Source organism: Pseudomonas sp. Cab53, assembly GCF_018325965.1.
Taxonomy (GTDB): domain Bacteria; phylum Pseudomonadota; class Gammaproteobacteria; order Pseudomonadales; family Pseudomonadaceae; genus Aquipseudomonas; species Aquipseudomonas chlororaphis_E.
In genome coordinates this window covers 5,284,896-5,308,345 of record NZ_AP021902.1, presented here as the reverse complement: position 1 = coordinate 5,308,345, position 23,450 = coordinate 5,284,896, and the positions used below count along the sequence as shown (strand labels likewise).

The following is a 23,450-nucleotide window of genomic DNA, read 5'->3' as shown; positions in this document are numbered from 1 at the left end:
GCGCAAACTTGCGGTTATAACCTCATGTTGCAGTTACCTGTCGCTACAGGCAACTAAGCGAATGGCTGTTAGTTGTGAGTTAACCCAATAGCAAGATGCCGTCGCGCGCCGCTTCAGGGCAGTTCGATTGCAATCACTTCAATGCAAAGATCGCCCACCGGTCGCTGCCAGACCACCTCATCCCCCAACTTCGCTCCCAGCAACGCCCGGCCCAGGGGTGATCCCCAGTTGATCAGCCCGCTGGCCGCGTCGGCCTGGTCCTCGCCCACCAGTTGCACCCGTTGCTGCTGGTCCAGTTCGTCGGCGAAGGTCACCCAGTGTCCAATCCGGACCTGATCGGATGACGTCGGCGCCACGACCTGGGCGCTTTGCAGGCGCAGGTTGAAATAGCGCAGGTCACGTTCGATGTCCGCGATCCGCTGCTTATCGGCCTGATCGCCGCGGGCTGTCTGCTGGCTGTGCAACGCCTGCAACTGTGCGACCCGCGCCTGCAACTCGGCGAGCCCGCTGGGCGTGACGTAGTTCGGTTGTGCGCTGACCTGGCGTTCGACTGGCTGGTCGGCCTGGGCGGCGGCGTTGTCTTCGTTGACGAAAGCGCGACTCATGGTGTTCTCCTCTGTTGGAGTTTGGGCCATGGTCGCAGGCTTTTGGTTTCGACGAATGTCTGTGCGCGACTCACTGCGAGCGATAAGCCCGGCCGGCGTCCCGATCCTTTTCCTGTTGCCAGGCGCGTTCGCGCTCGTCCCAATGGCGTTCGCGATAGGCATCGCGCTCTTCGCTTTCGCGCATGGCCTGGCACTGCCGGAACCCGTCGCTCCAGCCTTCGGCGTAGCGGGGATCCTTCAGATAGCGCGGCACATCTTTGCGGAACTGACCGGTAATCACGCCGGCGGCTTGCCGGCCGCTGCTGCAACCGTCGTCGTAGCCGTCGGCGAAGGCCGGTGGGAAACCTCGGGCAATGAGGTCCTCGTGAGTGGTCTCGCAACCGCCAAGCAACATCAGTACCGCCAATACCACCACCGCCCGCCTCATTTTCTGCCTTCCTGCCGGATTCACCTGTACCTGAAGTCTAGAAGCGGATTCGTCAGGCCGATGTGAAAGCGTTGTGAGCAATCCGTTGGGCAGGTGACGAACGCCCTGGCGGGGGCGCTCGATTGACGGCCGTCGGCGTCAGTAGTGGTACCACTTCACCTCGAGCATCACTTCGTTCTCCGGCGAGGCGAGGTGGCTGAATTCACGTTGGGCACTCAGGCGCAGGCCGAGGTTGCGGGACAATTCCCATTGCTGGTTCAGGCTCAGGCTGCGGCGCACTTCGCCGTTGACGAAGTAGTCGCCCTTGGCTTCCAGGCTCAGGTTGCCCAGCGGGTTTTTCCACAGCACGCCGCTGTTGAAGCCGCCGGCCGGGGCGATGAACTCGGCGAAGTCGTTGTTGTGCTCGACCCGCACCGTGCCCAGGGCGAACCCCAGCACATCTTCGCCCAATGCCCAGGTCCCGCCGGCACCGCCGTTGACGTGGCTAACCAGGGTTTCATCGTCGTGCTTGCCCGGCACTCGCTCCAGGCCGCCGGTAACCTGCCAGGACCATGGCTGCAACAACTCGTTGCGCGGCGTCAGCGAGCGAATCGTCGCCAGGTCGAGTTGTTGCACCTGCCAGTCATTACCTTCGTACTGGCGCAGTTTGAGTTGCAGGATTTCAATCTGGGCCCCCAGCGGGAAGCTCTCGGCGTTGTCGTTGAGGTCGTGATAGGCCATGCGCAAGCCATACTCGCCGAACGCCCGGTCGCCCCGGGTGCCGAGGCCGGCCTGCCAGGTGCGGGATTCATGGCCGTCCTCGGGCAGGCCTGGCTGCGGGATGTCGAGTTCCGGCGCGGGATTCTGGTTGATCGCCCGCAACAATTCGAAGCTGCGCTGGGAGCGCTGTGGGTCGCGCTCCTGGCCGTTGGCGCGGTAGCGCTCCAGGCGGTAGGCCGCATCGACGATCAGCGCCTGGCGGTCCCGTGGCAGCGCCTTGAAGGCGTCGGCTTGCAGTTGTTGCTGGTCGGCGCTGACCTTCAGCACCCATTGTTGTTCGTCATCGCTGAGCGGTTCGGCACGGCTGAGCAGTTCCCGCTCCCGGGACGGTCGGTACTGGATGCTTTCCACCAGGCCGGCTTCCTTCACCGCCTTGACGGTGTCGGTGGGGATGGCGGTCAGCGGGAACTGTTCGGTCAGGCGCAGGCTGGGGCGCGCCACCTGCAGCAGTTCAAGCAGGCGATAGGAGCAGTTTTCGTCGAAGAAAAAGTAGTCGAACTGAATCTGCTTGAGTTCCCAGACGTGTTCGACCATGCGCTCGGTTTCGACCTGGCTCAGGTTGAGGCGATACTCCCACAGGTCGCGGTTCTCCAGGCTTCGGTACTCGGAAAGTTTTTCCTGGTAGGGCACCAGGGCGAACAGGCCGGGATAGCCCCCCATCAAGCCCTTCCAGGCGTAGAGGATGCTGTTGTCCGAGCCTTCGATGTAGGCGCCGAAATTGATCGCGTAGCTGAGCAAGGCGGTCTTGTCGCTTTGCACGTCGGCCTGGTCGATGCGCAGCAGGGTATGGCCGAACATCGAGGACGGGCTGTTGAGGTACGCGGCCGGGAAAATCATCACCGCACTGTGGGGCGAGACGTCCTTGAACCATTGGTTGAATTCGCTGCAGTCGACGGCGGGCAGGTCCGTCAGCTTGAGCTGCGCCTTGAGCCAGCGTGTGCGCGCCGGGTACACACATTGGGCGTGCTGCTGGCCGGCACTGGTCGGGCCGTACAGGGCTTGCAGCGTGGCGGTCAGTTCGCGGTCGGGATGCTGATTGCCGTCGGGCGCGAGGAAGAATTTCTTGTCGCTGATGTAGCTGCGCCAGCCACCGAGCTTGGCGGTTTCGTAGTGGCCCAGGGAAATCCAGAAGCGGTCATTGGCCAGTTGCTGCAAACGTTGAGGGTCGACATGAGGCGCTGCGGACAGCGGGGCGCACACACAGAGCGCCAGCCAGGCAAAGCGTTTGAGCATAGTCGGCTACTTGGAAAGTCGAAAAAAAAGAGCGCAAGGGGCCCCAGAAAGAAAACCCGCTCCCCGAGAGGAGCGAGTGCGGTCGAGCTTAAGCTTGAGTGGCGTATTTGGCCAGGCGAGGATCGTTCTTCAGGACGGCCAGGGTATTGGTATGCACGTCTTCGGCGGTCACGTCAGCCTTGCTGAAGATCTGCTGGAAGTGCTCGTGGGTAACGGCCGAGAAGTGTGCGCGATCTTCCGGCGCCACGCCCAGTACCACGGCGTAGGTGGTCAGCGCTTCGCCCTGACCCTTGGCCATGTCTTCGGACAGCTCGTTCATCATGCCATTCATGGCCAGCCAGGACTTGCCACCGTAGGTCAGTGCCGCGTTGGTCGAGCAGCCGTTGGTGCCGGAGGTCATGCCGAAGGTGGCGTTACCGGAGGTGCCGTTGGTGGTGGATGCCAGGAAGTGAGCCGGAGTGCCACGCTGACCTTCGAACAGCATGTTGCCCCAACCGCAATCCGGACCGCCTGGCGCCTGAGCCATGGCGTTGATGGATACAGCGGTGAAGAGAGTACCGAGAAGAATCCGTTTCATAGCTATGTTCTCTTTATGTGCATACCAATGGACAGGGTCTGGCGCCTTTGTGGCTTCAACCACGCGTGCCAGTGGGCCGGTTATTGTTCCAGCCGCGCAATTTGGAGTTTAGGCACGATCCTGGGGTTCCGTGACATTTTGCAAAAACAATCCTTTACATCATCAATGGACCGACCCCGGCCCGGGGCAGGCCACTGGACTATGCTTTGGCCTGAGGCGCTCCTTGCCAGTCAGGCATGGGCAGCGCCAGAATGCCGCTATCTGCCCCGCCTGATGTAAGGAAGCCCGATGCCTGATCCTGTTGCTGCCAGCTTGCGTCTAGCGCCTGAAGCGCTGACCCGTCCGTTTTCCGCTGAACAGTTCAGCTTCTCTACCACCAATGATCTGGAGCCCTTTCGCGGTGTGCTCGGCCAGGAGCGTGCGGTCGAAGCCTTGCAGTTCGGCGTGGCCATGCCGCGCCCCGGTTACAACGTATTCGTCATGGGCGAGCCCGGCACCGGTCGGTTCTCGTTCGTCAAGCGCTACCTCAAGGCCGAGGGCAAGCGCATGCAGACCCCGGCGGACTGGGTCTACGTCAACAATTTCGATGAGCCTCGCGAACCCCGTGCACTGGAGCTGCCGTCGGGCACCGCCGGCGCCTTCATCGCCGACATCAACGGCCTGATCGACAACCTGCTGGCGACCTTTCCCGCGGTGTTCGAGCACCCGTCCTACCAACAGAAGAAGAGCGCCATCGATCGCGCCTTCAATCAGCGCTACGACCGCGCCCTCGATGTGATCGAGCGCCTGGCGCTGGAAAAGGACGTCGCGCTGTACCGCGACAGCAGCAACATCGCCTTCACGCCGATGAGCGAGGGCAAGGCCCTGGACGAGGCGGAATTCGCCCAGTTGCCGGAAGCCGAGCGCGAGCGTTTCCACGAGGATATCTCCAGCCTGGAAGAGCGCCTGAACGAAGAACTCGCCAGCCTGCCGCAGTGGAAGCGCGAGTCCAACAACCAGTTGCGTCAGCTCAACGAAGAAACCATCACCCTGGCCCTGCAACCGCTGTTGGCGCCGTTGTCGGAAAAGTACGCCGAGAACGCCGCCGTCTGCGGTTATCTGCAAGCCATGCAGGTCAACCTGCTGCGCACGGTGGTCGAGCAATTGGTGGATGACAGCAAGACCGACGCCGTTGCCCGCAAGCTGCTGGAGGAACAATACGCCCCCAGCCTGGTGGTGGGGCATCCGTCCAGCGGCGGTGCGCCGGTGGTGTTCGAGCCGCACCCGACCTACGACAACCTCTTCGGCCGTATTGAATACAGCACCGACCAAGGCGCGCTCTACACCACGTACCGGCAACTGCGTCCGGGGGCCCTGCACCGGGCCAACGGTGGTTTCCTGATCCTCGAAGCGGAAAAAATGCTCGGCGAACCGTTCGTGTGGGATGCGCTCAAGCGTGCCCTGCAGTCGCGCAAGCTGAAAATGGAATCGCCGTTGGGTGAGCTGGGCCGACTGGCCACGGTGACCCTGACGCCGCAGCACATCCCGTTGCAGGTCAAGGTCGTGATCATTGGCGCCCGCCAGCTCTACTACGCCTTGCAGGACCTGGATTCGGACTTCCAGGAAATGTTTCGCGTGCTGGTGGACTTCGACGAAGACATCCCGATGGGCGACGAGAGCCTGGAGCAGTTCGCCCAGTTGCTCAAGACCCGCACCTCGGAGGAGGGCATGGCGCCGTTGACCGCCGATGCGGTGGCTCGCCTGGCGACCTACAGCGCTCGCCTGGCCGAGCACCAGGGGCGTCTGTCGGCGCGTATCGGCGACCTGTTCCAACTGGTCAGCGAAGCGGATTTCATTCGCCAGCTGGCCGGTGACGAAATGACCGATGCCGGCCATATCGAACGCGCACTGAAAGCCAAGGCCACCCGCACCGGACGCGTCTCGGCGCGGATCCTCGACGACATGCTGGCGGGGATCATCCTGATCGACACCGATGGCGCCGCCGTGGGCAAGTGCAACGGTCTGACGGTGCTGGAGGTCGGTGATTCGGCGTTTGGCGTGCCAGCGCGGATTTCCGCCACGGTGTACCCGGGTGGCAGCGGCATCGTCGACATCGAGCGCGAGGTCAACCTCGGCCAACCGATCCACTCCAAGGGCGTGATGATCCTCACCGGTTACCTGGGCAGCCGTTATGCCCAGGAATTCCCGCTGGCGATCTCGGCCAGTATCGCCCTGGAGCAATCCTACGGTTACGTGGACGGGGACAGCGCCTCGCTGGGTGAGGCGTGCACGCTGATTTCGGCCCTGTCGAAGACGCCGTTGAAGCAATGTTTCGCCATCACCGGTTCGATCAACCAGTTTGGCGAAGTGCAGGCGGTGGGCGGGGTCAACGAGAAGATCGAAGGCTTCTTCCGCCTCTGCGAAGCCCGCGGGCTGACGGGCGAGCAGGGGGCGATCATCCCCCAGGCCAACGTCGCGACGCTGATGCTCGATGAGCGGGTGCTGGCCGCCGTGCGCGCCGGGCAATTCCACGTCTATGCGGTCCGCCAGGCCGACGAGGCGTTGAGCCTGCTGGTGGGTGAGCCGGCCGGTGAGCCCGATGAGAACGGCGAGTTTCCGGAGGGCAGCGTCAACGCCCGGGTGGTGGAGCGCCTGCGGGTCATCGCCGAAATGATCAGCGAAGACGACATCAAGGAAGCGGAAAAGGAACTGGCCCAGCAGGCCCTGGCGGAGGCCAAGCCGGTTTGATGTTCTTGTAAACCCTGTGGGAGCGGGCTTGCTCGCGAAAGCGGTTTGCCAGCTGGCATAGTCGTCAGCTGACACATTGCTTTCGCGAGCAAGCCCGCTCCCACAATAGGTTTTGCAGTGATTTCCTGTTAGTAACGCCACCACTTTGGCGTCAATATTCACACTGTGACCGCTCGGCGTATTCTGGTCTCGAAACCCTTTGCGCCCGGAACTTTTCTTCTATCCTCAGCTCAAGGATAACGAGAGCCATCATTGGATCGAAACAGCCCCCTCCTGGGACTGAATACCGGATCTACCGAGGGGCGCCGCCATGTCGCGCAACCTTTGTCTCACTCGTCAATGCCTGGGCCTTGTGACCCGTATCGAATGCGCCATCCGCCCGCTGGCGGGAGATACCGGTATGTGGACCTTGCTCTTTGCCGCCGGAATGGCCGGTGAACAACCTTCCGCCATCAAGGCCCAGGGCCCATTTGCCGGCCCGAACGCCGCCGAAACCATCCTCGATACCATCGTCCAGAGCCTGACGTTGCACGGCTATGAGCTGGCCAACGACCCACAGATCTGGTGCCTGCACATGCAGGCCCAACTGCGTGAGATCAATGGCGGGCGGTGTCGCAACGTGGGCGGCTTCGAGTATCGCCCGCTGCATTGAGCGTTTCCACCACGCAGCTCTTGGCTGTTGCGCCGGGTCCAGGGATGTGGCCTGGCGTTTGTAGGGCCGCTCGTGGCTGATATACTCGCCGCGATTTTTCAGCCCTGGTGTGAGACTCAATGGAACGCTTTATCGAAAATGCAATGTACGCCTCCCGTTGGTTGCTGGCGCCGATCTACTTCGGGCTGTCCCTGGGCTTGCTGGCTCTGGCACTGAAATTCTTCCAGGAAGTCTTCCACGTTATCCCCAACGTGTTTTCCATGGCCGAGTCCGACCTGATCCTGGTGTTGCTGTCGCTGATCGACATGGCGCTGGTGGGCGGGCTGCTGGTGATGGTGATGATTTCCGGCTACGAAAACTTCGTCTCGCAACTGGACATCGACTCCGACAAGGAAAAGCTCAACTGGCTCGGCACCATGGACTCTTCCTCGCTGAAGATGAAAGTGGCTGCCTCGATCGTGGCGATTTCCTCCATCCACCTGCTGCGCATCTTCATGGACGCCAAGAACGTCGATCCCGAGCACCTGATGTGGTACGTGATCATCCACATGACCTTCGTGGTCTCGGCGTTTGCCATGGGTTACCTGGATAAACTGACCAAGCACTGAGGCGCGTCCCGCGTGCTGGTGCAACGCCCACCTGTTGAGAAGCCGGTGGGCGTTGTCGTTTCTGGCGGCGTGCTTTGGCGCGGGTGTTGGTCATCCGCCCCGGCATCTGTGCTAGTCTGCTCGCCCTTTTGGTTCCGGGCGCTCCGGGAAGCGCCGTGTCATCCATGGCCATTCCCGGGCCGTCCGCACAGCGGAGCAGCACCATGTCCGAAGTTAACCTGTCCACCGACGAAACCCGCGTCAGCTACGGCATTGGCCGTCAGTTGGGCGACCAACTGCGCGACAACCCGCCACCGGGCGTCAGCCTGGACGCGATCCTGGCTGGCCTGACCGACGCCTTCGCCGGCAAGCCAAGCCGCGTGGGCCAGGAAGAGATGTCCGCCAGCTTCAAGGTCATCCGCGAAATCATGCAAGCCGAAGCGGCTGCCAAGGCTGAAGCCGCGGCGGGCGAAGGACGTGCATTCCTGGCCGAAAACGCCAAGCGCGAAGGCATCACCACCCTGGCATCGGGCCTGCAGTTTGAAGTGTTGACCCAGGGCGAAGGCGCCAAGCCGACCCGTGAAGACCAGGTGCGTACCCACTATCACGGTACCCTGATCGATGGCACAGTGTTCGACAGCTCCTACGATCGTGGCCAGCCTGCCGAATTCCCGGTCGGCGGCGTGATCCCAGGCTGGACCGAAGCGTTGCAACTGATGAACGCCGGCAGCAAATGGCGCCTGTACGTGCCGAGCGAACTGGCTTACGGCGCTCAAGGCGTTGGCAGCATTCCGCCGCACAGCGTACTGGTGTTCGACGTCGAGTTGCTGGACGTCCTGTAAGACCCTGCCCGGTTTAACAGTGGGCAAAATGAGGGAGCGAGCTTGCTCGCGAAAGCGGACTTTCAGTCGACCTATCAGCTAACTGATGTACCGCCTTCGCAAGCAAGCCCGCTCCCACATTGTCTTCATGCTCATCCGTGAAACCTGCCATTGAAATCGCCAGTCGGGCGCAATGCCCTGGCGTAGCAGAACAGGAACAGGTTGCGCACCAGTTCCTTGAGCACCAGCGGCTCGCTGGAATTGAGGCTGTTGAGGTCCAGATCACCCTGGTCCTGCAGCTCGCTCAAGGCTTCTTCCTCAAGCACTGCGCAGACTTCCCCGGTTTCCCGATGCAGGATCCTGAGGTAGGGGTGCGGGCGATCCAGCCAGGCGTCGATCAAATAAGTCATGGTTCTCACCTCCGTGATGGGTTTCGATGAGAATAATTCTTATTCGCTAAATAGCAAGTCTCTATTGGTATTCCGATTTGTTTTCTGACGACGGGCGGTCGACGTTCAGGACCGCTGGCAATGGGCTGGTACGTGCAAGGCGGGGTGGGATCGGGGGAGGTGGGGGCGCCATCCCACGGCAGGCGCGGGATGGCGTACGGCAGATTCAGACTTTTCTGACGAACTCGGATTTGAGTTTCATTGGGCCGATGCCGTCGATCTTGCAGTCGATGTCATGGTCGCCTTCACACAGGCGGATGTTCTTGACCTTGGTGCCGACCTTGACCACCAGCGAGGTGCCCTTGACCTTGAGGTCTTTGATCACGGTGATGGTGTCGCCGTCCTGCAGGACGTTACCGACCGAATCCTTCTTCACCGTGGTGTCGGAGGCCGTCTCGACCTCGCCGCTGGCGGACCATTCGTGGGCACACTCAGGGCAGACCAGTTGAGTACCGTCTTCGTAGGTGTATTCGGAATTGCATTTCGGGCAGGGAGGCAACGTGCTCACTAGGGTTCCTTGGTATCAGGAGGACAAAAGGGCGCACATTGTATAGGGTTTTGCCGCTGGAAGGGCGATGCGGGGCTTTTGTGGTGAGGGAGCAGGCTTCCTCACCACAAAAGCTCTTTGCGATCTATGTGATCAGTGAGTACGCGCCACCGCAAACTCGCTCAGTTCCACCAGCGCATCGCGGTATTCGCTGGAGGGCAGGGCATCGAGGCACTTGATCGCGCGGGCGACGTAGTCACGGGCCAGTTTCGCGGTGTAGTCCAGCGAGCCGGAGGCTTCAACCGCTGCCCGAATGCTTTCCAGGTCTTCGATCCCGCCTTTCTGGATCGCCTGGCGCACCAGCGCCGCCTGTTCGGGTGTGCCTTCGCGCATGGTGTAGATCAGTGGCAGGGTCGGCTTGCCCTCGGCGAGATCGTCACCGACGTTCTTGCCCAGGGTTTCGGCGTCGCCCTTGTAGTCCAGCAGGTCGTCCACCAACTGGAATGCCACGCCCAGGTGGTCGCCAAAGGTGCGCAGCGCTTCGCTCTGTTCGGCGCTGGCGCCGGCCAGGGCGGCGGCACTGTGGGTCGAGGCCTCGAAGAGCATCGCGGTCTTGCCGCGGATGACCTCCATGTAGGTTTCTTCCGTGGTGCTGGCGTCGCGTACCTTGGACAGTTGCAGCACTTCGCCTTCGGCGATGATGCGCGTGGCCTGGGACAGGATCTTCATCACCGGCATCGAGCCCAGTTCGACCATCATTTCGAACGAGCGCGAGTACAGGAAGTCGCCTACCAGCACGCTGGGGGCGTTGCCCCACATGGCGTTGGCAGTCGAGCGGCCGCGGCGCATGCCGGACATGTCGACCACGTCGTCATGCAGCAGGGTGGCGGTGTGCAGGAATTCGATGGTGGCGGCCAGCAGGCGCATATCGTCGCCTTCGCGGCCCAGGGCCTTGCCACACAAAAGCACCAATAAAGGACGCAGGCGCTTGCCACCGGCTGAAGTGATGTAATCGCCGATTTTCGATACCAGAGGCACTCGGGAAGTCAGCTGCTTCTTGATGATGCCGTCGACGGCGCTAAAATCGTCCGCCACCGCGCGGTAGAAAGCTTGGGGTTGCATCAGCGACAGGTGCTCCAGAAGGGTTGCGCGGCATGCTAGGACCCACATCCGCAGGTGTCAAGGCGCGATGGACGGCTACTTGCAAGCCTGGAACAGCTTGCGTACAATCGCGCACCCTGAACTTCCTGGGCAGCACCTGCCTTACGCAATTGCATCCGGGCCTTCCAGCCCATGCAGCCATGCCAGCCAATACCTCTTCTTATAAAGCGCTGGGTGAGCAGGATTATCGGAGAAATACCATGTCGTATGCAGTAATCGTTACTGGTGGCAAGCAATACAAGGTCGCCCCAGGTGAATACCTGAAGATCGAAAAACTGGAAATCGCTACCGGCGAATCCGTGACTTTTGATCGCGTTCTGTTGGTCGCCAATGGCGATGACGTGAATATCGGTGCTCCAGTTGTTGCTGGCGCGACCGTTGTGGCTGAAGTGATCTCCCAAGGTCGTCACGATAAAGTCCGCATCATCAAGTTCCGTCGTCGTAAGCACCACATGAAGCGTATGGGCCACCGCCAGTGGTACACCGAGATCAAAATCACCGGTATTCAGGCTTAATTTCAGCCTAATTCCTCACTAGGAGAATTGAACTCATGGCACACAAAAAAGCTGGTGGTAGTACCCGTAACGGTCGCGACTCAGAAGCCAAACGCCTTGGCGTGAAGATGTATGGCGGCCAGGCTATCAAAGCAGGCAACATCATCGTGCGTCAGCGCGGCACCCAATTCCACGCTGGCTACGGCGTGGGCATGGGTAAAGATCACACCCTCTTCGCTAAAGTCGAAGGCGTGATCAAGTTTGAAGTAAAAGGCGCCTTCGGTCGTCGTTACGTAAGCGTTATCGCAGCTTAATTGCGAGACCGCTGGAGAAGCCCTGTCTTGCGACGGGGCTTTTTCGTTTGTGGGGTGAGTCTCTTGCAAAGCTGTTTGTGTGGGCTGGTGGCGCCGCAACCGGGCGCTTGATCGGGTCGCAGCGTGCATTTTTGCAAGAGTCTTATGTCTTGTTTTTTTCGGCTCGTCCGTATGGCGAGAGGCGTGTGTCATGAAGTTTGTTGATGAAGTATCGATTCGAGTAAAGGCCGGCGACGGCGGCAATGGCTGCATGAGTTTCCGTCGGGAAAAATTCATTGAAAACGGCGGCCCGAACGGTGGTGACGGCGGCGACGGCGGCTCGATCTTCATGCTCGCCGACGAAAACCTCAACACCCTGGTGGACTACCGCTACACCCGGCACTTCGATGCCGAGCGTGGCTCCAACGGCGGCAGCACCGACTGCACCGGCAAAAAGGGCGAAGACCTGATCCTGCGCGTTCCGGTCGGCACCACGGTGATCGACTCCGCGACTCAGGAAGTGATCGGCGACCTGACCAAGCCGGGCCAGCGACTGCTGGTGGCTCATGGCGGCTGGCACGGCCTTGGGAATACGCGTTTCAAATCCAGTACCAACCGCGCGCCGCGCCAGACCACGCCAGGCAAGCCGGGCGAGCAGCGTGACCTGAAGCTGGAAATGAAGGTGTTGGCCGATGTGGGCCTGCTGGGCCTGCCGAACGCTGGCAAAAGTACCTTCATTCGCTCCGTGTCGGCAGCCAAGCCGAAAGTCGCCGACTACCCGTTCACCACTCTGGTGCCGAACCTGGGCGTGGTCAGCGTCGATCGCTGGAAAAGCTTCGTGGTCGCGGACATTCCGGGCCTGATCGAAGGGGCTTCCGATGGCGCTGGCCTGGGCATTCGCTTCCTTAAGCACTTGTCTCGTACCCGTCTGCTGCTGCACCTCGTGGACATGGCGCCGCTGGATGAAACCAGTGCCGCCGATGCGGCCGAAGTCATTGTCAGTGAGCTGACCAAGTTCAGTCCGGCCCTGGCTGAGCGTGATCGTTGGCTGGTGCTGAACAAGTGCGACCAGATCCTCGAGGAAGAGCATGAAGAGCGGGTCAAGGAAATCGTCGAGCGCCTGGAGTGGGAAGGTCCGGTCTACGTGATCTCGGCCATTGCCAAAGAAGGCACAGAGCGCCTGTGTCACGACATCATGCGTTACCTGGAAGATCGCGCCGATCGCCTGGCCAACGACCCAGCCTACAAGGAAGAGCTGGCCGAGCTCGACCAGCGTATCGAAGACGAAGCTCGTGCCCAGTTGCAGGCCCTGGATGACCAGCGTGCCCTGCGTCGCAGTGGTGTCAAGTCGGTCCATGACATCGGTGACGACGATTGGGATGAGGAAGATGTGGATGACGAAGACGGTCCGGAAATCATCTACGTTCGCGACTGATCTTGTGCTGATATCACTCAACTGAAACCAGGGCCTGCAGGAGTCCTGTGGGAGCGAACTTGCTCGCTCCCACAGGTTCAAGTGTTTCAGTGCGGTGTTATCATCGCCGGCAAGCCGGTTTCCTAGGCGCCGCTCATTCGAGCGGCGTTTTGGTATCTGTAGAACGCAAATACGAATAATCCCATGGGCGGCGCTGGGTCGCGCCGTCCGCTGGCAAAGGTTGAAGATGATGCGGAGCAAGGTGACGGGTGCGCAGCGCTGGGTCGTGAAGATCGGCAGCGCACTGCTGACGGCGGATGGCAAGGGGCTGGATCGCCAGGCCATGGCGGTGTGGGTCGAGCAGATGGTGGCCCTGCATGAGGCTGGCGTCGAACTGGTGTTGGTTTCTTCCGGTGCCGTGGCGGCCGGCATGAGCCGTTTGGGCTGGACGTCGCGACCCAGTGCGATGCACGAATTGCAAGCCGCTGCCGCCATCGGCCAGATGGGCCTGGTGCAGGCTTGGGAGTCGAGCTTTGCCGAGCACGGTCGCCACACGGCGCAGATCCTGCTGACCCATGACGACCTGTCGGACCGCAAGCGCTACCTCAATGCCCGCAGCACCTTGCGCGCGCTGGTGGAGTTGAAGGTCATCCCGGTGATCAACGAGAACGACACAGTGGTCACCGACGAGATCCGTTTCGGCGACAACGACACCCTGGCCGCGCTGGTGGCGAACCTGGTGGAGGCGGACCTGCTGGTGATCCTCACCGACCGTGACGGCATGTTCGATGCCGACCCGCGCAACAATCCCGATGCCAAGCTGATCTACGAAGCTCGGGCCGATGATCCGGCGTTGGATGCGGTGGCGGGTGGTACGGGGGGCGCGCTGGGGCGCGGCGGCATGCAGACCAAGCTGCGTGCCGCGCGGCTGGCGGCGCGTTCCGGGGCTCATACAATCATCGTTGGTGGGCGGCTGGAGCGGGTGCTGGATCGCCTGAAAGCCGGCGAGCGTATCGGCACCTTGCTTTCCCCTGAGCGCGGCATGCTGGCGGCGCGCAAGCAGTGGCTGGCCGGGCACCTGCAGACCCGTGGCACCCTGGTGCTGGACGCGGGCGCCGTCGCGGCGCTGTCCCAGGGCAACAAAAGCTTGCTGCCAGTGGGTGTGAAGCTGGTCCAAGGCAGTTTCCGGCGTGGCGAAATGGTCGTGTGCGTGGCGCCGGACGGTCGCGAGATCGCCCGTGGCCTGGCCAACTACAGTGCGCTGGAAGCCCAGAAAATCATCGGCCAGTCGTCCGATGCAATCGTTGGTCTGTTGGGGTACATGGCGGAGCCTGAGCTGGTTCACCGTGACAACCTGATCCTCGTCTAAGGAAAAATCATGGGTTTGGCAAAAGGATTGATCGGCTTGCTGCTGGCGGTGCCGCTGTTGGCTTCGGCCGAGGAGATCGGCCAGGTATCCACCGTGTTCAAGTTTGTCGGGCCGAACGACCGGATCGTGGTCGAGGCGTTCGACGACCCCAAGGTCGAAGGCGTGACCTGCTACCTGTCGCGGGCCAAGACTGGTGGCGTGAAAGGTGGCCTGGGCCTGGCCGAAGACCGTGCCGAGGCCTCCATTGCTTGTCGCCAGGTGGGGCCGATCAGCTTCAAGGGCGAGCTCAAGGACGGCGATGAGGTGTTCAGGGAGCGCACTTCGCTGGTGTTCAAGACCATGCAGGTGGTGCGTTTCCTCGACAAGAAGCGCAACACGCTGGTGTATCTGGTCTACAGCGATCGCGTGATAGAGGGCAGCCCGCAGAACGCGGTGACGGCGATCCCGATCCTGCCGTGGGCTCGTACTCAATAATCGACACATAGCCCTGTGGGAGCGAGCTTGCTCGCGATGGCGGTGCGTCAGTAACAACGATTTGTCTGATGCTCCGCCATCGCGAGCAAGCTCGCTCCCACAATGTTCTGAATGAAGAGTTGCAGGCAATAAAAAACCGACCCTGAGGTCGGTTTTTTAATGAGCGCGTCGCTTAGGCAGCAGCGGCAACGTTCAGGGCCTTTACGTGGCCATTCAGGCGGCTCTTATGGCGAGCAGCCTTGTTCTTGTGGATGATGCCTTTATCGGCCATGCGGTCGATAACTGGCACAGCCAGAACGTAAGCAGCTTGAGCTTTTTCAGCGTCTTTTGCGTCGATGGCCTTAACTACATTCTTGATGTAGGTACGGACCATGGAACGCAGGCTGGCGTTGTGGCTGCGACGCTTCTCAGCCTGTTTTGCACGTTTTTTGGCGGAAGGTGAGTTGGCCACCGTCGAGCTCCTCGAAAGACTTTTTAGGAAATAGCAAACAAAATAGGCCGCGAATCATGCCGATGAGTTGAGGTCTTGTCAAGGGCGGGTGACACGTTCCGCTGAATGGCAGGTGCTACGCACCGGGTGATTTCTTTCCGGCGTGCGACCTGTAAACTCGCGGGCTTTGGCGCTGTGCTGTTTAGCGGCGCGGAGTATCGCACAAGTGGGCGCGTTGTTCGCCTGCTGTTTATCGACAGGCAAAACTCTTTTCATGAATCTGCTCAAATCGTTGGCTGCCGTCAGCTCTATCACGATGCTTTCCCGTGTCCTGGGGTTTGTTCGCGATACGCTGATCGCGCGCATTTTCGGGGCCGGAATGGCCACCGACGCCTTTTTCATCGCCTTCAAGCTGCCCAACCTGCTGCGGCGGATCTTCGCCGAGGGCGCGTTCTCCCAGGCCTTCGTGCCGATCCTGGCGGAATACAAGAGCCAGAAAGGCGACGAAGCGACCCGCACATTCATTGCCTATGTCACTGGCCTGCTGACCTTGGTGCTGGCGCTGGTCACCGCCGCCGGCATGCTCGCCGCCCCCTGGGTCATCTGGGCCACGGCGCCGGGGTTTGCCGACACCCCGGAGAAATTCCAGCTCACCTCCGACCTGTTGCGGGTGACCTTCCCTTATATATTGCTGATTTCCCTGTCGTCCCTGGCCGGCGCGATCCTCAATACCTGGAACCGTTTTTCCGTCCCGGCCTTCGTGCCGACCTTGCTCAACGTCAGCATGATCGTGTTCGCGCTGTTCCTGACACCGTATTTCGACCCGCCGGTGATGGCCCTTGGTTGGGCGGTGCTGGTGGGCGGCCTGGCGCAGTTGCTGTACCAACTGCCTCACCTGAAAAAGATCGGCATGTTGGTGCTGCCCCGGCTGAACCTGCGTGACAGCGGCGTGTGGCGGGTGATGAAACAGATGCTGCCGGCAATCCTCGGCGTGTCGGTGAGTCAGATTTCCCTGATCATCAACACGATTTTCGCCTCGTTTCTAGTGGCTGGTTCCGTGTCCTGGATGTACTACGCCGACCGTCTGATGGAGCTGCCGTCCGGTGTGCTGGGCGTGGCCTTGGGCACCATCCTGCTGCCGACCCTCGCCAAGACCTACGCCAACCAGGACCGCCAGGAGTATTCGCGCATCCTCGATTGGGGCCTGCGGCTGTGCTTCGTGCTGGTGCTGCCTTGTGCCCTGGCGCTGGGTATCCTCGCCGAGCCGTTGACGGTTTCGTTGTTCCAGTACGGCCAGTTCAATGCCTTCGACGCCGTCATGACCCAGCGGGCGCTGATCGCCTATTCGGTGGGCCTGCTCGGGATCATCGTGATCAAGGTGCTGGCGCCGGGGTTCTACGCTCAGCAGAACATTCGCACGCCGGTAAAGATCGCCGTGTTCACCCTGGTGATGACGCAGTTGTTCAACCTCCTGCTCATCGGTCCACTGGCCCACGCCGGGCTGGCCTTGGCGATCAGTGCCGGTGCCTGTCTCAATGCCGGGCTGCTGTTCTATCAGTTGCGCAAGCAGAAGATGTATCAGCCCCAGCCGGGCTGGGGCCGGTTTGGCCTCAAGTTGCTGGTCGCCGTGGCGGTGATGTCGGCGGTCCTGCTGGGGGCGCTGCACTTCATGCCGGCCTGGAGCGAAGGGCAGATGCTCGAACGTTTCCTGCGCCTGGGCGTGCTGGTTGTCGCGGGCGTGGTGGCGTATTTCGGCATGTTGCTGCTGATGGGATTCCGCCTGCGGGACTTCAATCGCAAGGCCTTGGGCTGAGGGCGGGGCCTCGATCAACCCGGACCGGGCAGTGGTTTTGTCGGTTCGAGCACTTTGGGTTACGGTGTTGCCTGTCGTCGGCCGCCGGGTGTGGTTATAATCGGCCACTTTATGAGCAAGAAGCGCGTTATGCAGCTGGTTCGAGGCCTCCACAACCTGCGCCCCCAGCATCGGGGCTGTGTCGCCACTATTGGCAACTTTGACGGTGTCCACCGTGGCCACCAGGCTATCCTGGCGCGGCTGCGTGAGCGTGCGCTGGAATTGGGCGTGCCCAGCTGCGTGGTCATCTTCGAGCCGCAGCCGCGGGAGTTTTTTGCCCCGGACACCGCGCCGGCCCGTCTGGCCCGGCTGCGGGACAAGTTGCAACTGCTTGCCAGCGAAGGCGTCGACCGGGTCTTGTGCCTGGCCTTCAACCAGCGCCTGAGCAAGCTCAGTGCCGCCGAGTTCGTCGAGACCATCCTGGTGGACGGTCTCGACGTGAAACACCTGGAAGTGGGTGATGATTTCCGCTTCGGCTGCGACCGTTCCGGGGATTTCGAATACCTGCAACAGTCCGGCAGCGTCCATGGTTTTACCGTCGAAGCCGCGCAGACCGTCGAACTGGACGGCTTGCGCGTGAGCAGTACCCAGGTCCGCAATGCCCTGGCCGCTGCCGACTTCGAACTGGCCGAGCGTCTGCTCGGCCGTCCGTACCGGATTGCCGGGCGGATCCTGCATGGGCAGAAACTGGCGCGTCAATTGGGCACGCCGACTGCCAACGTGCAACTCAAGCGCCGTCGCGTGCCGCTGACCGGGGTGTTCCTGGTCAGCGTCGAGATCGACGGCAAGGCCTGGCCCGGTGTCGCCAATATCGGCGTACGGCCCACGGTCCAGGGGATGGCAAAGCCCACCTCGAAGTACATGTTCTGGATTTTGCCGGCGATCTGTATGACCGGCGTTTGACGGTGGTTTTCCACCAGAAGCTGCGTGAAGAGCAGCGTTTTGCCTCCCTGGAGGCGCTCAAGACGGCGATCCATGCAGATATCGCCGCCGCCCGTGCCCTTGTCGCAACCAGCGCCAATCGCTAATGAAGAGCCTTAAATGACCGACTATAAAGCCACGCTAAACCTTCCGGACACCGCCTTCCCTATGAAGGCCGGCCTGCCTCAGCGCGAACCACAGATTCTGCAGCGTTGGGACAGCATTGGCCTGTACGGAAAGTTGCGCGAAATTGGCAAGGATCGTCCGAAGTTCGTCCTGCACGACGGCCCTCCGTATGCCAACGGCACGATCCATATCGGTCACGCACTGAACAAGATTCTCAAGGACATGATCGTGCGCTCCAAGACCCTGTCGGGTTTTGACGCACCGTATGTTCCGGGCTGGGATTGCCACGGCCTGCCGATCGAACACAAGGTGGAAGTGACCCACGGCAAGAACCTGGGCGCCGACAAGACCCGCGAGCTGTGCCGTGCCTACGCCACCGAGCAGATCGAAGGGCAGAAGTCGGAATTCATCCGCCTCGGCGTGCTGGGCGACTTCGCCAATCCGTACAAGACCATGGACTTCAAGAACGAAGCCGGTGAAATCCGTGCCTTGGCGAAAATCGTCGAGGGCGGTTTCGTGTTCAAGGGCCTCAAGCCGGTGAACTGGTGCTTCGATTGCGGTTCGGCCCTGGCCGAGGCGGAAGTCGAGTACGAGAACAAGAAGTCGTCGACCATCGACGTGGCGTTCCCGATCGCCGATGAAGACAAGCTGGCCGCCGCGTTCGGCCTGGGCCAGTTGGCCAAGCCGGCCGCGATCGTGATCTGGACCACCACCCCGTGGACCATCCCGGCCAACCAGGCGCTGAACGTCCATCCGGAATTCAACTACGCGCTGGTGGACGTCGGCGACAAGCTGCTGGTGCTGGCCGAGGAACTGGTCGAGTCCTGCCTGGGCCGCTACGGCCTCGAAGGCTCGGTGCTGGCCATCGCCCCGGGTTCGGCGCTGGAACTGATCAACTTCCGTCACCCGTTCTATGATCGCCTGTCGCCGGTGTACCTGGCCGACTACGTGGAACTGGGCGCCGGCACCGGTGTGGTTCACTCCGCACCGGCTTATGGCGTGGATGACTTCGTGACCTGCAAGAAGTACGGCATGGTCAACGACGACATCCTCAATCCGGTCCAGAGCAATGGCGTGTACGCGCCGTCGCTGGCGTTCTTTGGCGGCCAGTTCATCTGGAAAGCCAACCCAGCCATCGTCGACAAGCTGACCGAAGTCGGTGCGCTGCTGCACACCACCGTCATCGAGCACAGCTACATGCACTGCTGGCGCCACAAGACCCCGCTGATCTACCGCGCCACCGCGCAGTGGTTCATCGGCATGGACAAGCAGCCGGCCAGCGGCGACACACTGCGCCAGCGCTCGCTCAAGGCCATCGAAGACACTAAGTTCGTCCCGGCCTGGGGCCAGGCGCGCCTGCACTCGATGATCGCCAACCGTCCGGACTGGTGCATCTCCCGCCAGCGCAACTGGGGCGTGCCGATCCCGTTCTTCCTGAACAAGGAAAGCGGTGAGCTGCACCCGCGCACCGTCGAACTGATGGAAGAGGTGGCCAAGCGCGTCGAAGTCGAAGGCATCGAAGCCTGGTTCAAGATGGACGCCGCCGAGCTGCTGGGCGACGAAGCGCCGCTGTACGACAAGATCAGCGACACCCTGGACGTCTGGTTCGACTCCGGCACCACCCACTGGCATGTGCTGCGCGGTTCGCACCCGATGGGCCATGAGAGCGGCCCGCGTGCCGACCTCTACCTGGAAGGCTCGGACCAACACCGCGGCTGGTTCCACTCGTCCTTGCTGACCGGTTGCGCCATCGACAACCACGCACCGTATCGCGAGTTGCTGACCCACGGTTTCACCGTCGACGAAGCCGGCCGCAAGATGTCCAAGTCCTTGGGCAACGTGATCGCGCCGCAGAAGGTCAACGACACCCTGGGCGCCGACATCATGCGCCTGTGGGTGGCCTCCACCGACTATTCCGGCGAGATGGCGGTGTCCGACCAGATCCTGCAGCGCAGTGCGGACGCCTACCGGCGCATCCGTAATACCGCGCGCTTCCTGCTGTCGAACCTGACCGGCTTCAACCCGACCACCGACCTGCTGCCGGCTGAAGACATGCTGGCCCTGGACCGTTGGGCCGTGGACCGTACCCTGCTGCTGCAACGCGAATTGCAGGAGCACTACGGCGAATACCGCTTCTGGAACGTCTACTCGAAGATCCACAACTTCTGCGTGCAGGAGCTGGGCGGTTTCTACCTCGACATCATCAAGGACCGCCAGTACACCACCGGCGCCAACAGCAAGGCGCGTCGCTCGTGCCAGACCGCGCTGTTCCACATCAGCGAGGCGCTGGTGCGCTGGATCGCGCCGATCCTGGCGTTTACCGCCGACGAGCTGTGGCAATATCTGCCGGGCGAGCGTAACGAATCGGTGATGCTCAACACCTGGTACGAAGGCCTGACCGAACTGCCGCAAGGCTTCGAGCTGGACCGTGCCTATTGGGATCGCGTCATGGCGGTCAAGGCGGCGGTCAACAAGGAAATGGAAATCCAGCGTGCGGCCAAGGCCGTCGGTGGCAACCTGCAAGCCGAAGTGACCCTCTATGCCGAGGAGTCCCTGGGGGCTGACCTGGCCAAGCTGGGCAACGAACTGCGCTTCGTGCTGATCACCTCCACCGCCAGTGTCGCCCCGTTGGTGCAGGCCCCGGCCGATGCCGTGGTCACCGAAGTGGCGGGCCTGAAGCTCAAGGTGGTCAAGTCGAGCTTCGTCAAGTGCGCCCGTTGCTGGCACTGCCGCGAAGACGTCGGCGTGAACCCGGAGCATCCGGAAATCTGCGGTCGTTGTGTCGACAACATCAGCGGCACCGGTGAGGTTCGCCACTATGCCTAACGCAGCGGGCCGTTTCGGACGGCTGGGCTGGCTCTGGTTGAGCGTGCTGGTGCTGGTCATCGACCAGGCCAGCAAGTTCTACTTTGAAAGCTCGTTGACCATGTACCAGCAGATCGTGGTCATTCCCGACTACTTCAGCTGGACGCTGGCCTACAACACGGGGGCGGCATTCAGCTTCCTGGCCGACAGTTCGGGCTGGCAGCGCTGGCTGTTCGCCTTGATTGCCATCGTGGTCAGCGCGGTGCTGGTGGTCTGGCTCAAGCGCCTGGGCCGCGATGAAACCTGGCTGGCGGTGGCGCTGGCACTGGTTCTCGGCGGCGCCCTGGGCAATCTCTATGACCGCATCGCCCTGGGCCACGTGATCGATTTCATCCTGGTGCATTGGCAGAACCGCTGGTACTTCCCGGCGTTCAACTTTGCCGACAGCGCCATCACCGTGGGCGCGATCATGCTCGCCCTGGACATGTTCAAGAGCAAGAAAACCGGAGAAGCCGTCCATGACTGAGCAGCGTATCGCTCAAAACACCGAAGTGAAGCTGCACTTTGCCCTGCACCTGGAAAACGGCGACACCGTCGACAGCACTTTCGACAAGGCCCCGGCGGTGTTCAAGGTCGGTGATGGCAACCTGTTGCCAGGCTTCGAGGCGGCGATCTTCGGTTTCAAGGCCGGCGACAAGCGCACCGTGATCGTTGCCCCGGAAAACGCCTTTGGTCAGCCCAATCCACAGAACGTGCAGACCATGCCACGCTCCCAGTTCCAGGACATGGAGCTGTCGGAGGGGCTGCTGGTGATCTTCAATGACGCGGCCAACACCGAACTGCCGGGCGTGGTGAAGGCTTTCGACGACGCCCAGGTGACCGTGGATTTCAACCATCCCCTGGCGGGCAAGACCTTGAATTTCGAAGTGGAAATTCTTGAGGTCAAGGCGGTTTAGGATTTAACAGGGCAGTTCCTGCTGCCACCCGATTCACTGTGGGAGCGAGCTTGCTCGCGATGACGGAGTCACTTTCAATACAGGGGTGACAGACTCGCCGCCATCGCGAGCAAGCTCGCTCCCACAGGGGATCTCCTTGTTCTCGGGCCTTTTGCTCGATTAACAGGCAAGCATTCAATTTCTTGCGCGCAAGACACGAGGCACAGCATGCAAATCAAACTCGCCAACCCCCGTGGCTTCTGCGCCGGTGTGGACCGGGCGATCGAAATCGTCAACCGCGCCCTGGAAGTTTTCGGTCCGCCGATCTATGTGCGCCACGAAGTGGTCCACAACAAATTCGTCGTCGAAGACCTGCGCAGCCGCGGGGCCATCTTCGTCGAGGAACTGGACCAGGTGCCGGACGACGTCATCGTGATCTTCAGTGCCCACGGGGTTTCCCAGGCCGTACGCACCGAAGCCGCCGGCCGTGGCCTGAAGGTGTTCGACGCGACGTGCCCGTTGGTGACCAAGGTGCACATCGAAGTGGCGCGCTACAGCCGTGACGGTCGCGAATGCATCCTGATCGGCCACGAGGGCCACCCGGAAGTCGAAGGCACCATGGGTCAGTACGATGCCAGCAATGGCGGCGCGATCTACCTGGTCGAGGACGAGGACGACGTGGCTGCCCTGCAGGTCCGCAACCCCGAGAGCCTGGCCTTCGTCACCCAGACCACGCTGTCCATGGACGATACCAGCCGCGTGATCGACGCCCTGCGCTCGCGTTTCCCGGCCATCGGCGGGCCGCGCAAGGATGACATCTGCTACGCCACCCAGAATCGCCAGGACGCGGTCAAGCAATTGGCCAACGAGTGCGACGTGGTGTTGGTCGTCGGCAGTCCGAACAGCTCCAACTCCAACCGCTTGCGCGAGCTGGCCGAGCGCATGTCCACGCCGGCCTACCTGATCGACGGTGCCGAGGACCTGCAGCGCAGTTGGTTCGACGGTGTCGAGCGCATCGGTATCACCGCCGGTGCGTCGGCCCCCGAGGTGCTGGTGCGTGGGGTGATCCAGCAGTTGCAGGCCTGGGGCGCTACAGGTGCCGATGAACTGGCCGGCCGCGAGGAAAACATCACGTTCTCCATGCCCAAGGAACTACGCGTCCGCTCGCTGCTTTAAGCGCTTTTCGCACGCGGCCTGCTCGGCGACCTCGTTGCGCAGGCTCACGCGCCCTGAGGGCGCGAGCACCACTTGATGGTGGCTGATCGAGTCGTGTTTGCCACAGACGTATAGCGTTCCCGAATGAAAGGCCCCGCTGGGCCATACCGCCTGGCCATGGAAGGCGAACCTGACCGACCCTTTCATCGCCCAGTTACCCATGATGCGAGCCCCGTTGCTGCGCTGTGTCAGCAGCGCCTGGTCATCGCCGTCCAGAATGATTTGCCACCCTTTGCTCCAGTCATTGTCTATCCCTCTGATCGCCACCGTCCGGTTACGGGTGATGGCTTCGCTTCGCGCAGTGCGCAAGCCACTGGCCAGTAACCGGGCGGCGTCCTTGCGTTCGATGGATTCGATGAGCGCTTTGTAGCCGGAACTGGCCCACGGCAGAACAATCGCGGCAATTGCCAGTCCCATGAGCAGCTCGATCAGGCTGAACCCCTGTTGGTGCATGTTGCCTCCTCCCTGGAGTGCGTGAAAACGGTTCTGAGGCTGGTGAGTTGTGGCGAGGGGATTTATCCCCGTTGGGCTGCGTAGCAGCCCCAAACCAAACGCAGCCGTGCATCAGGTCGCAACGGTGATCAGCTTCATTGGGGCTGCTTCGCAGCCCAACGGGGATAAATCCCCTCGCCACAGT

The 23,450-nt window shown here is 61.6% G+C and carries 23 protein-coding genes and 1 pseudogene; 15 read left to right on the top strand and 9 right to left on the bottom strand.

Annotated elements, in window-relative coordinates:
• Positions 1 to 113 precede the first annotated feature (113 nt).
• From KI241_RS23285 to KI241_RS23270, 4 genes are all read right to left on the bottom strand, one after another.
• Positions 114 to 605 (bottom strand): GreA/GreB family elongation factor, encoded by a 492-nt coding sequence (locus KI241_RS23285; RefSeq protein WP_042732729.1) that lies wholly within the window; start codon positions 603 to 605, stop codon positions 114 to 116.
• 70 nt (positions 606 to 675) lie between these two features.
• Entirely contained in the window at positions 676 to 1,032 is a 357-nt protein-coding gene (locus KI241_RS23280; protein WP_042732730.1) for a hypothetical protein, read from the bottom strand.
• Positions 1,033 to 1,170: 138 nt separating this feature from the next.
• On the bottom strand, positions 1,171 to 3,024 hold the full coding sequence (locus KI241_RS23275; RefSeq protein ID WP_123579589.1) for a DUF4105 domain-containing protein: 1,854 nt from the start codon (positions 3,022 to 3,024) through the stop codon (positions 1,171 to 1,173).
• Positions 3,025 to 3,112: 88 nt separating this feature from the next.
• On the bottom strand, positions 3,113 to 3,601 hold the full coding sequence (locus KI241_RS23270) for a DUF3015 domain-containing protein (protein ID WP_030140293.1): 489 nt from the start codon (positions 3,599 to 3,601) through the stop codon (positions 3,113 to 3,115).
• Positions 3,602 to 3,889: 288 nt separating this feature from the next.
• On the opposite strand from KI241_RS23270, the gene KI241_RS23265 reads away from it, so the two are divergent.
• The 4 genes from KI241_RS23265 to KI241_RS23250 all read left to right on the top strand — a co-directional run bounded on the left by KI241_RS23265 (position 3,890) and on the right by KI241_RS23250 (position 8,409).
• On the top strand, positions 3,890 to 6,328 hold the full coding sequence (locus KI241_RS23265) for an ATP-binding protein (RefSeq protein WP_042731946.1): 2,439 nt from the start codon (positions 3,890 to 3,892) through the stop codon (positions 6,326 to 6,328).
• Positions 6,329 to 6,638: 310 nt separating this feature from the next.
• Complete coding sequence (locus KI241_RS23260; protein WP_042731945.1) at positions 6,639 to 6,980, top strand: hypothetical protein; 342 nt, start codon at positions 6,639 to 6,641, stop codon at positions 6,978 to 6,980.
• 119 nt (positions 6,981 to 7,099) lie between these two features.
• Positions 7,100 to 7,588, top strand: a complete 489-nt coding sequence (locus KI241_RS23255; RefSeq protein ID WP_042731944.1) for a TIGR00645 family protein — start codon at positions 7,100 to 7,102, stop codon at positions 7,586 to 7,588.
• A 203-nt stretch (positions 7,589 to 7,791) separates the two neighbouring features.
• The gene (locus KI241_RS23250) at positions 7,792 to 8,409 is read left to right on the top strand and encodes an FKBP-type peptidyl-prolyl cis-trans isomerase (RefSeq protein WP_042731943.1); all 618 of its coding nucleotides are present in this window, start codon (positions 7,792 to 7,794) and stop codon (positions 8,407 to 8,409) included.
• 131 nt (positions 8,410 to 8,540) lie between these two features.
• Here KI241_RS23250 and KI241_RS23245 read toward each other — a convergent pair whose 3' ends face one another.
• The 3 genes from KI241_RS23245 to KI241_RS23235 all read right to left on the bottom strand — a co-directional run bounded on the left by KI241_RS23245 (position 8,541) and on the right by KI241_RS23235 (position 10,446).
• Positions 8,541 to 8,798 carry a hypothetical protein gene (locus tag KI241_RS23245; RefSeq protein ID WP_042731942.1) on the bottom strand — a complete coding sequence of 86 codons (258 nt, stop codon included), beginning with the start codon at positions 8,796 to 8,798 and terminating at the stop codon, positions 8,541 to 8,543.
• Between the two features lie 205 nt (positions 8,799 to 9,003).
• On the bottom strand, positions 9,004 to 9,345 hold the full coding sequence (locus KI241_RS23240) for a zinc ribbon domain-containing protein YjdM (protein WP_042731941.1): 342 nt from the start codon (positions 9,343 to 9,345) through the stop codon (positions 9,004 to 9,006).
• A 132-nt stretch (positions 9,346 to 9,477) separates the two neighbouring features.
• Entirely contained in the window at positions 9,478 to 10,446 is a 969-nt protein-coding gene (locus KI241_RS23235; protein ID WP_042730794.1) for a polyprenyl synthetase family protein, read from the bottom strand.
• A gap of 239 nt (positions 10,447 to 10,685) precedes the next feature.
• Here KI241_RS23235 and rplU point away from each other — a divergent pair, with 239 nt between their 5' ends.
• From rplU to KI241_RS23210, 5 genes are all read left to right on the top strand, one after another.
• Complete coding sequence (gene rplU, locus KI241_RS23230) at positions 10,686 to 11,000, top strand: 50S ribosomal protein L21 (protein ID WP_003176051.1); 315 nt, start codon at positions 10,686 to 10,688, stop codon at positions 10,998 to 11,000.
• 35 nt (positions 11,001 to 11,035) lie between these two features.
• The gene (gene rpmA, locus KI241_RS23225; protein WP_003205738.1) at positions 11,036 to 11,293 is read left to right on the top strand and encodes a 50S ribosomal protein L27; all 258 of its coding nucleotides are present in this window, start codon (positions 11,036 to 11,038) and stop codon (positions 11,291 to 11,293) included.
• A gap of 190 nt (positions 11,294 to 11,483) precedes the next feature.
• Positions 11,484 to 12,707, top strand: coding sequence for an Obg family GTPase CgtA (cgtA, locus tag KI241_RS23220; protein ID WP_042730793.1), 1,224 nt, complete (start codon positions 11,484 to 11,486; stop codon positions 12,705 to 12,707).
• A gap of 229 nt (positions 12,708 to 12,936) precedes the next feature.
• On the top strand, positions 12,937 to 14,055 hold the full coding sequence (proB, locus tag KI241_RS23215) for a glutamate 5-kinase (protein ID WP_003205734.1): 1,119 nt from the start codon (positions 12,937 to 12,939) through the stop codon (positions 14,053 to 14,055).
• A 9-nt stretch (positions 14,056 to 14,064) separates the two neighbouring features.
• Complete coding sequence (locus KI241_RS23210; protein WP_042730792.1) at positions 14,065 to 14,529, top strand: CreA family protein; 465 nt, start codon at positions 14,065 to 14,067, stop codon at positions 14,527 to 14,529.
• Between the two features lie 172 nt (positions 14,530 to 14,701).
• Here the strand turns inward: KI241_RS23210 and rpsT are convergent, their stop codons facing one another.
• Positions 14,702 to 14,980, bottom strand: coding sequence for a 30S ribosomal protein S20 (rpsT, locus tag KI241_RS23205; protein WP_020798646.1), 279 nt, complete (start codon positions 14,978 to 14,980; stop codon positions 14,702 to 14,704).
• 253 nt (positions 14,981 to 15,233) lie between these two features.
• Here rpsT and murJ point away from each other — a divergent pair, with 253 nt between their 5' ends.
• From murJ to ispH, 6 genes and pseudogenes are all read left to right on the top strand, one after another.
• Positions 15,234 to 16,772, top strand: a complete 1,539-nt coding sequence (gene murJ / locus KI241_RS23200; protein ID WP_042730791.1) for a murein biosynthesis integral membrane protein MurJ — start codon at positions 15,234 to 15,236, stop codon at positions 16,770 to 16,772.
• A gap of 129 nt (positions 16,773 to 16,901) precedes the next feature.
• A pseudogene (gene ribF, locus KI241_RS23195) lies at positions 16,902 to 17,839 on the top strand (bifunctional riboflavin kinase/FAD synthetase).
• A gap of 13 nt (positions 17,840 to 17,852) precedes the next feature.
• A complete protein-coding gene (gene ileS / locus KI241_RS23190; protein ID WP_123579592.1) occupies positions 17,853 to 20,684 on the top strand; it encodes an isoleucine--tRNA ligase in 2,832 nt (943 codons plus the stop codon).
• On the top strand, positions 20,677 to 21,189 hold the full coding sequence (gene lspA, locus KI241_RS23185) for a signal peptidase II (protein WP_042730788.1): 513 nt from the start codon (positions 20,677 to 20,679) through the stop codon (positions 21,187 to 21,189). Before ileS ends, lspA begins: the two co-directional genes overlap by 8 nt.
• On the top strand, positions 21,182 to 21,619 hold the full coding sequence (fkpB, locus tag KI241_RS23180; protein ID WP_042730787.1) for an FKBP-type peptidyl-prolyl cis-trans isomerase: 438 nt from the start codon (positions 21,182 to 21,184) through the stop codon (positions 21,617 to 21,619). Before lspA ends, fkpB begins: the two co-directional genes overlap by 8 nt.
• A gap of 207 nt (positions 21,620 to 21,826) precedes the next feature.
• Positions 21,827 to 22,774, top strand: coding sequence for a 4-hydroxy-3-methylbut-2-enyl diphosphate reductase (ispH, locus tag KI241_RS23175; protein WP_047736289.1), 948 nt, complete (start codon positions 21,827 to 21,829; stop codon positions 22,772 to 22,774).
• Here ispH and KI241_RS23170 read toward each other — a convergent pair.
• Positions 22,751 to 23,266, bottom strand: coding sequence for a GspH/FimT family pseudopilin (locus tag KI241_RS23170; protein ID WP_042730785.1), 516 nt, complete (start codon positions 23,264 to 23,266; stop codon positions 22,751 to 22,753). The two genes, ispH and KI241_RS23170, sit on opposite strands and share 24 nt — an antisense overlap.
• Positions 23,267 to 23,450 lie beyond the last annotated feature (184 nt).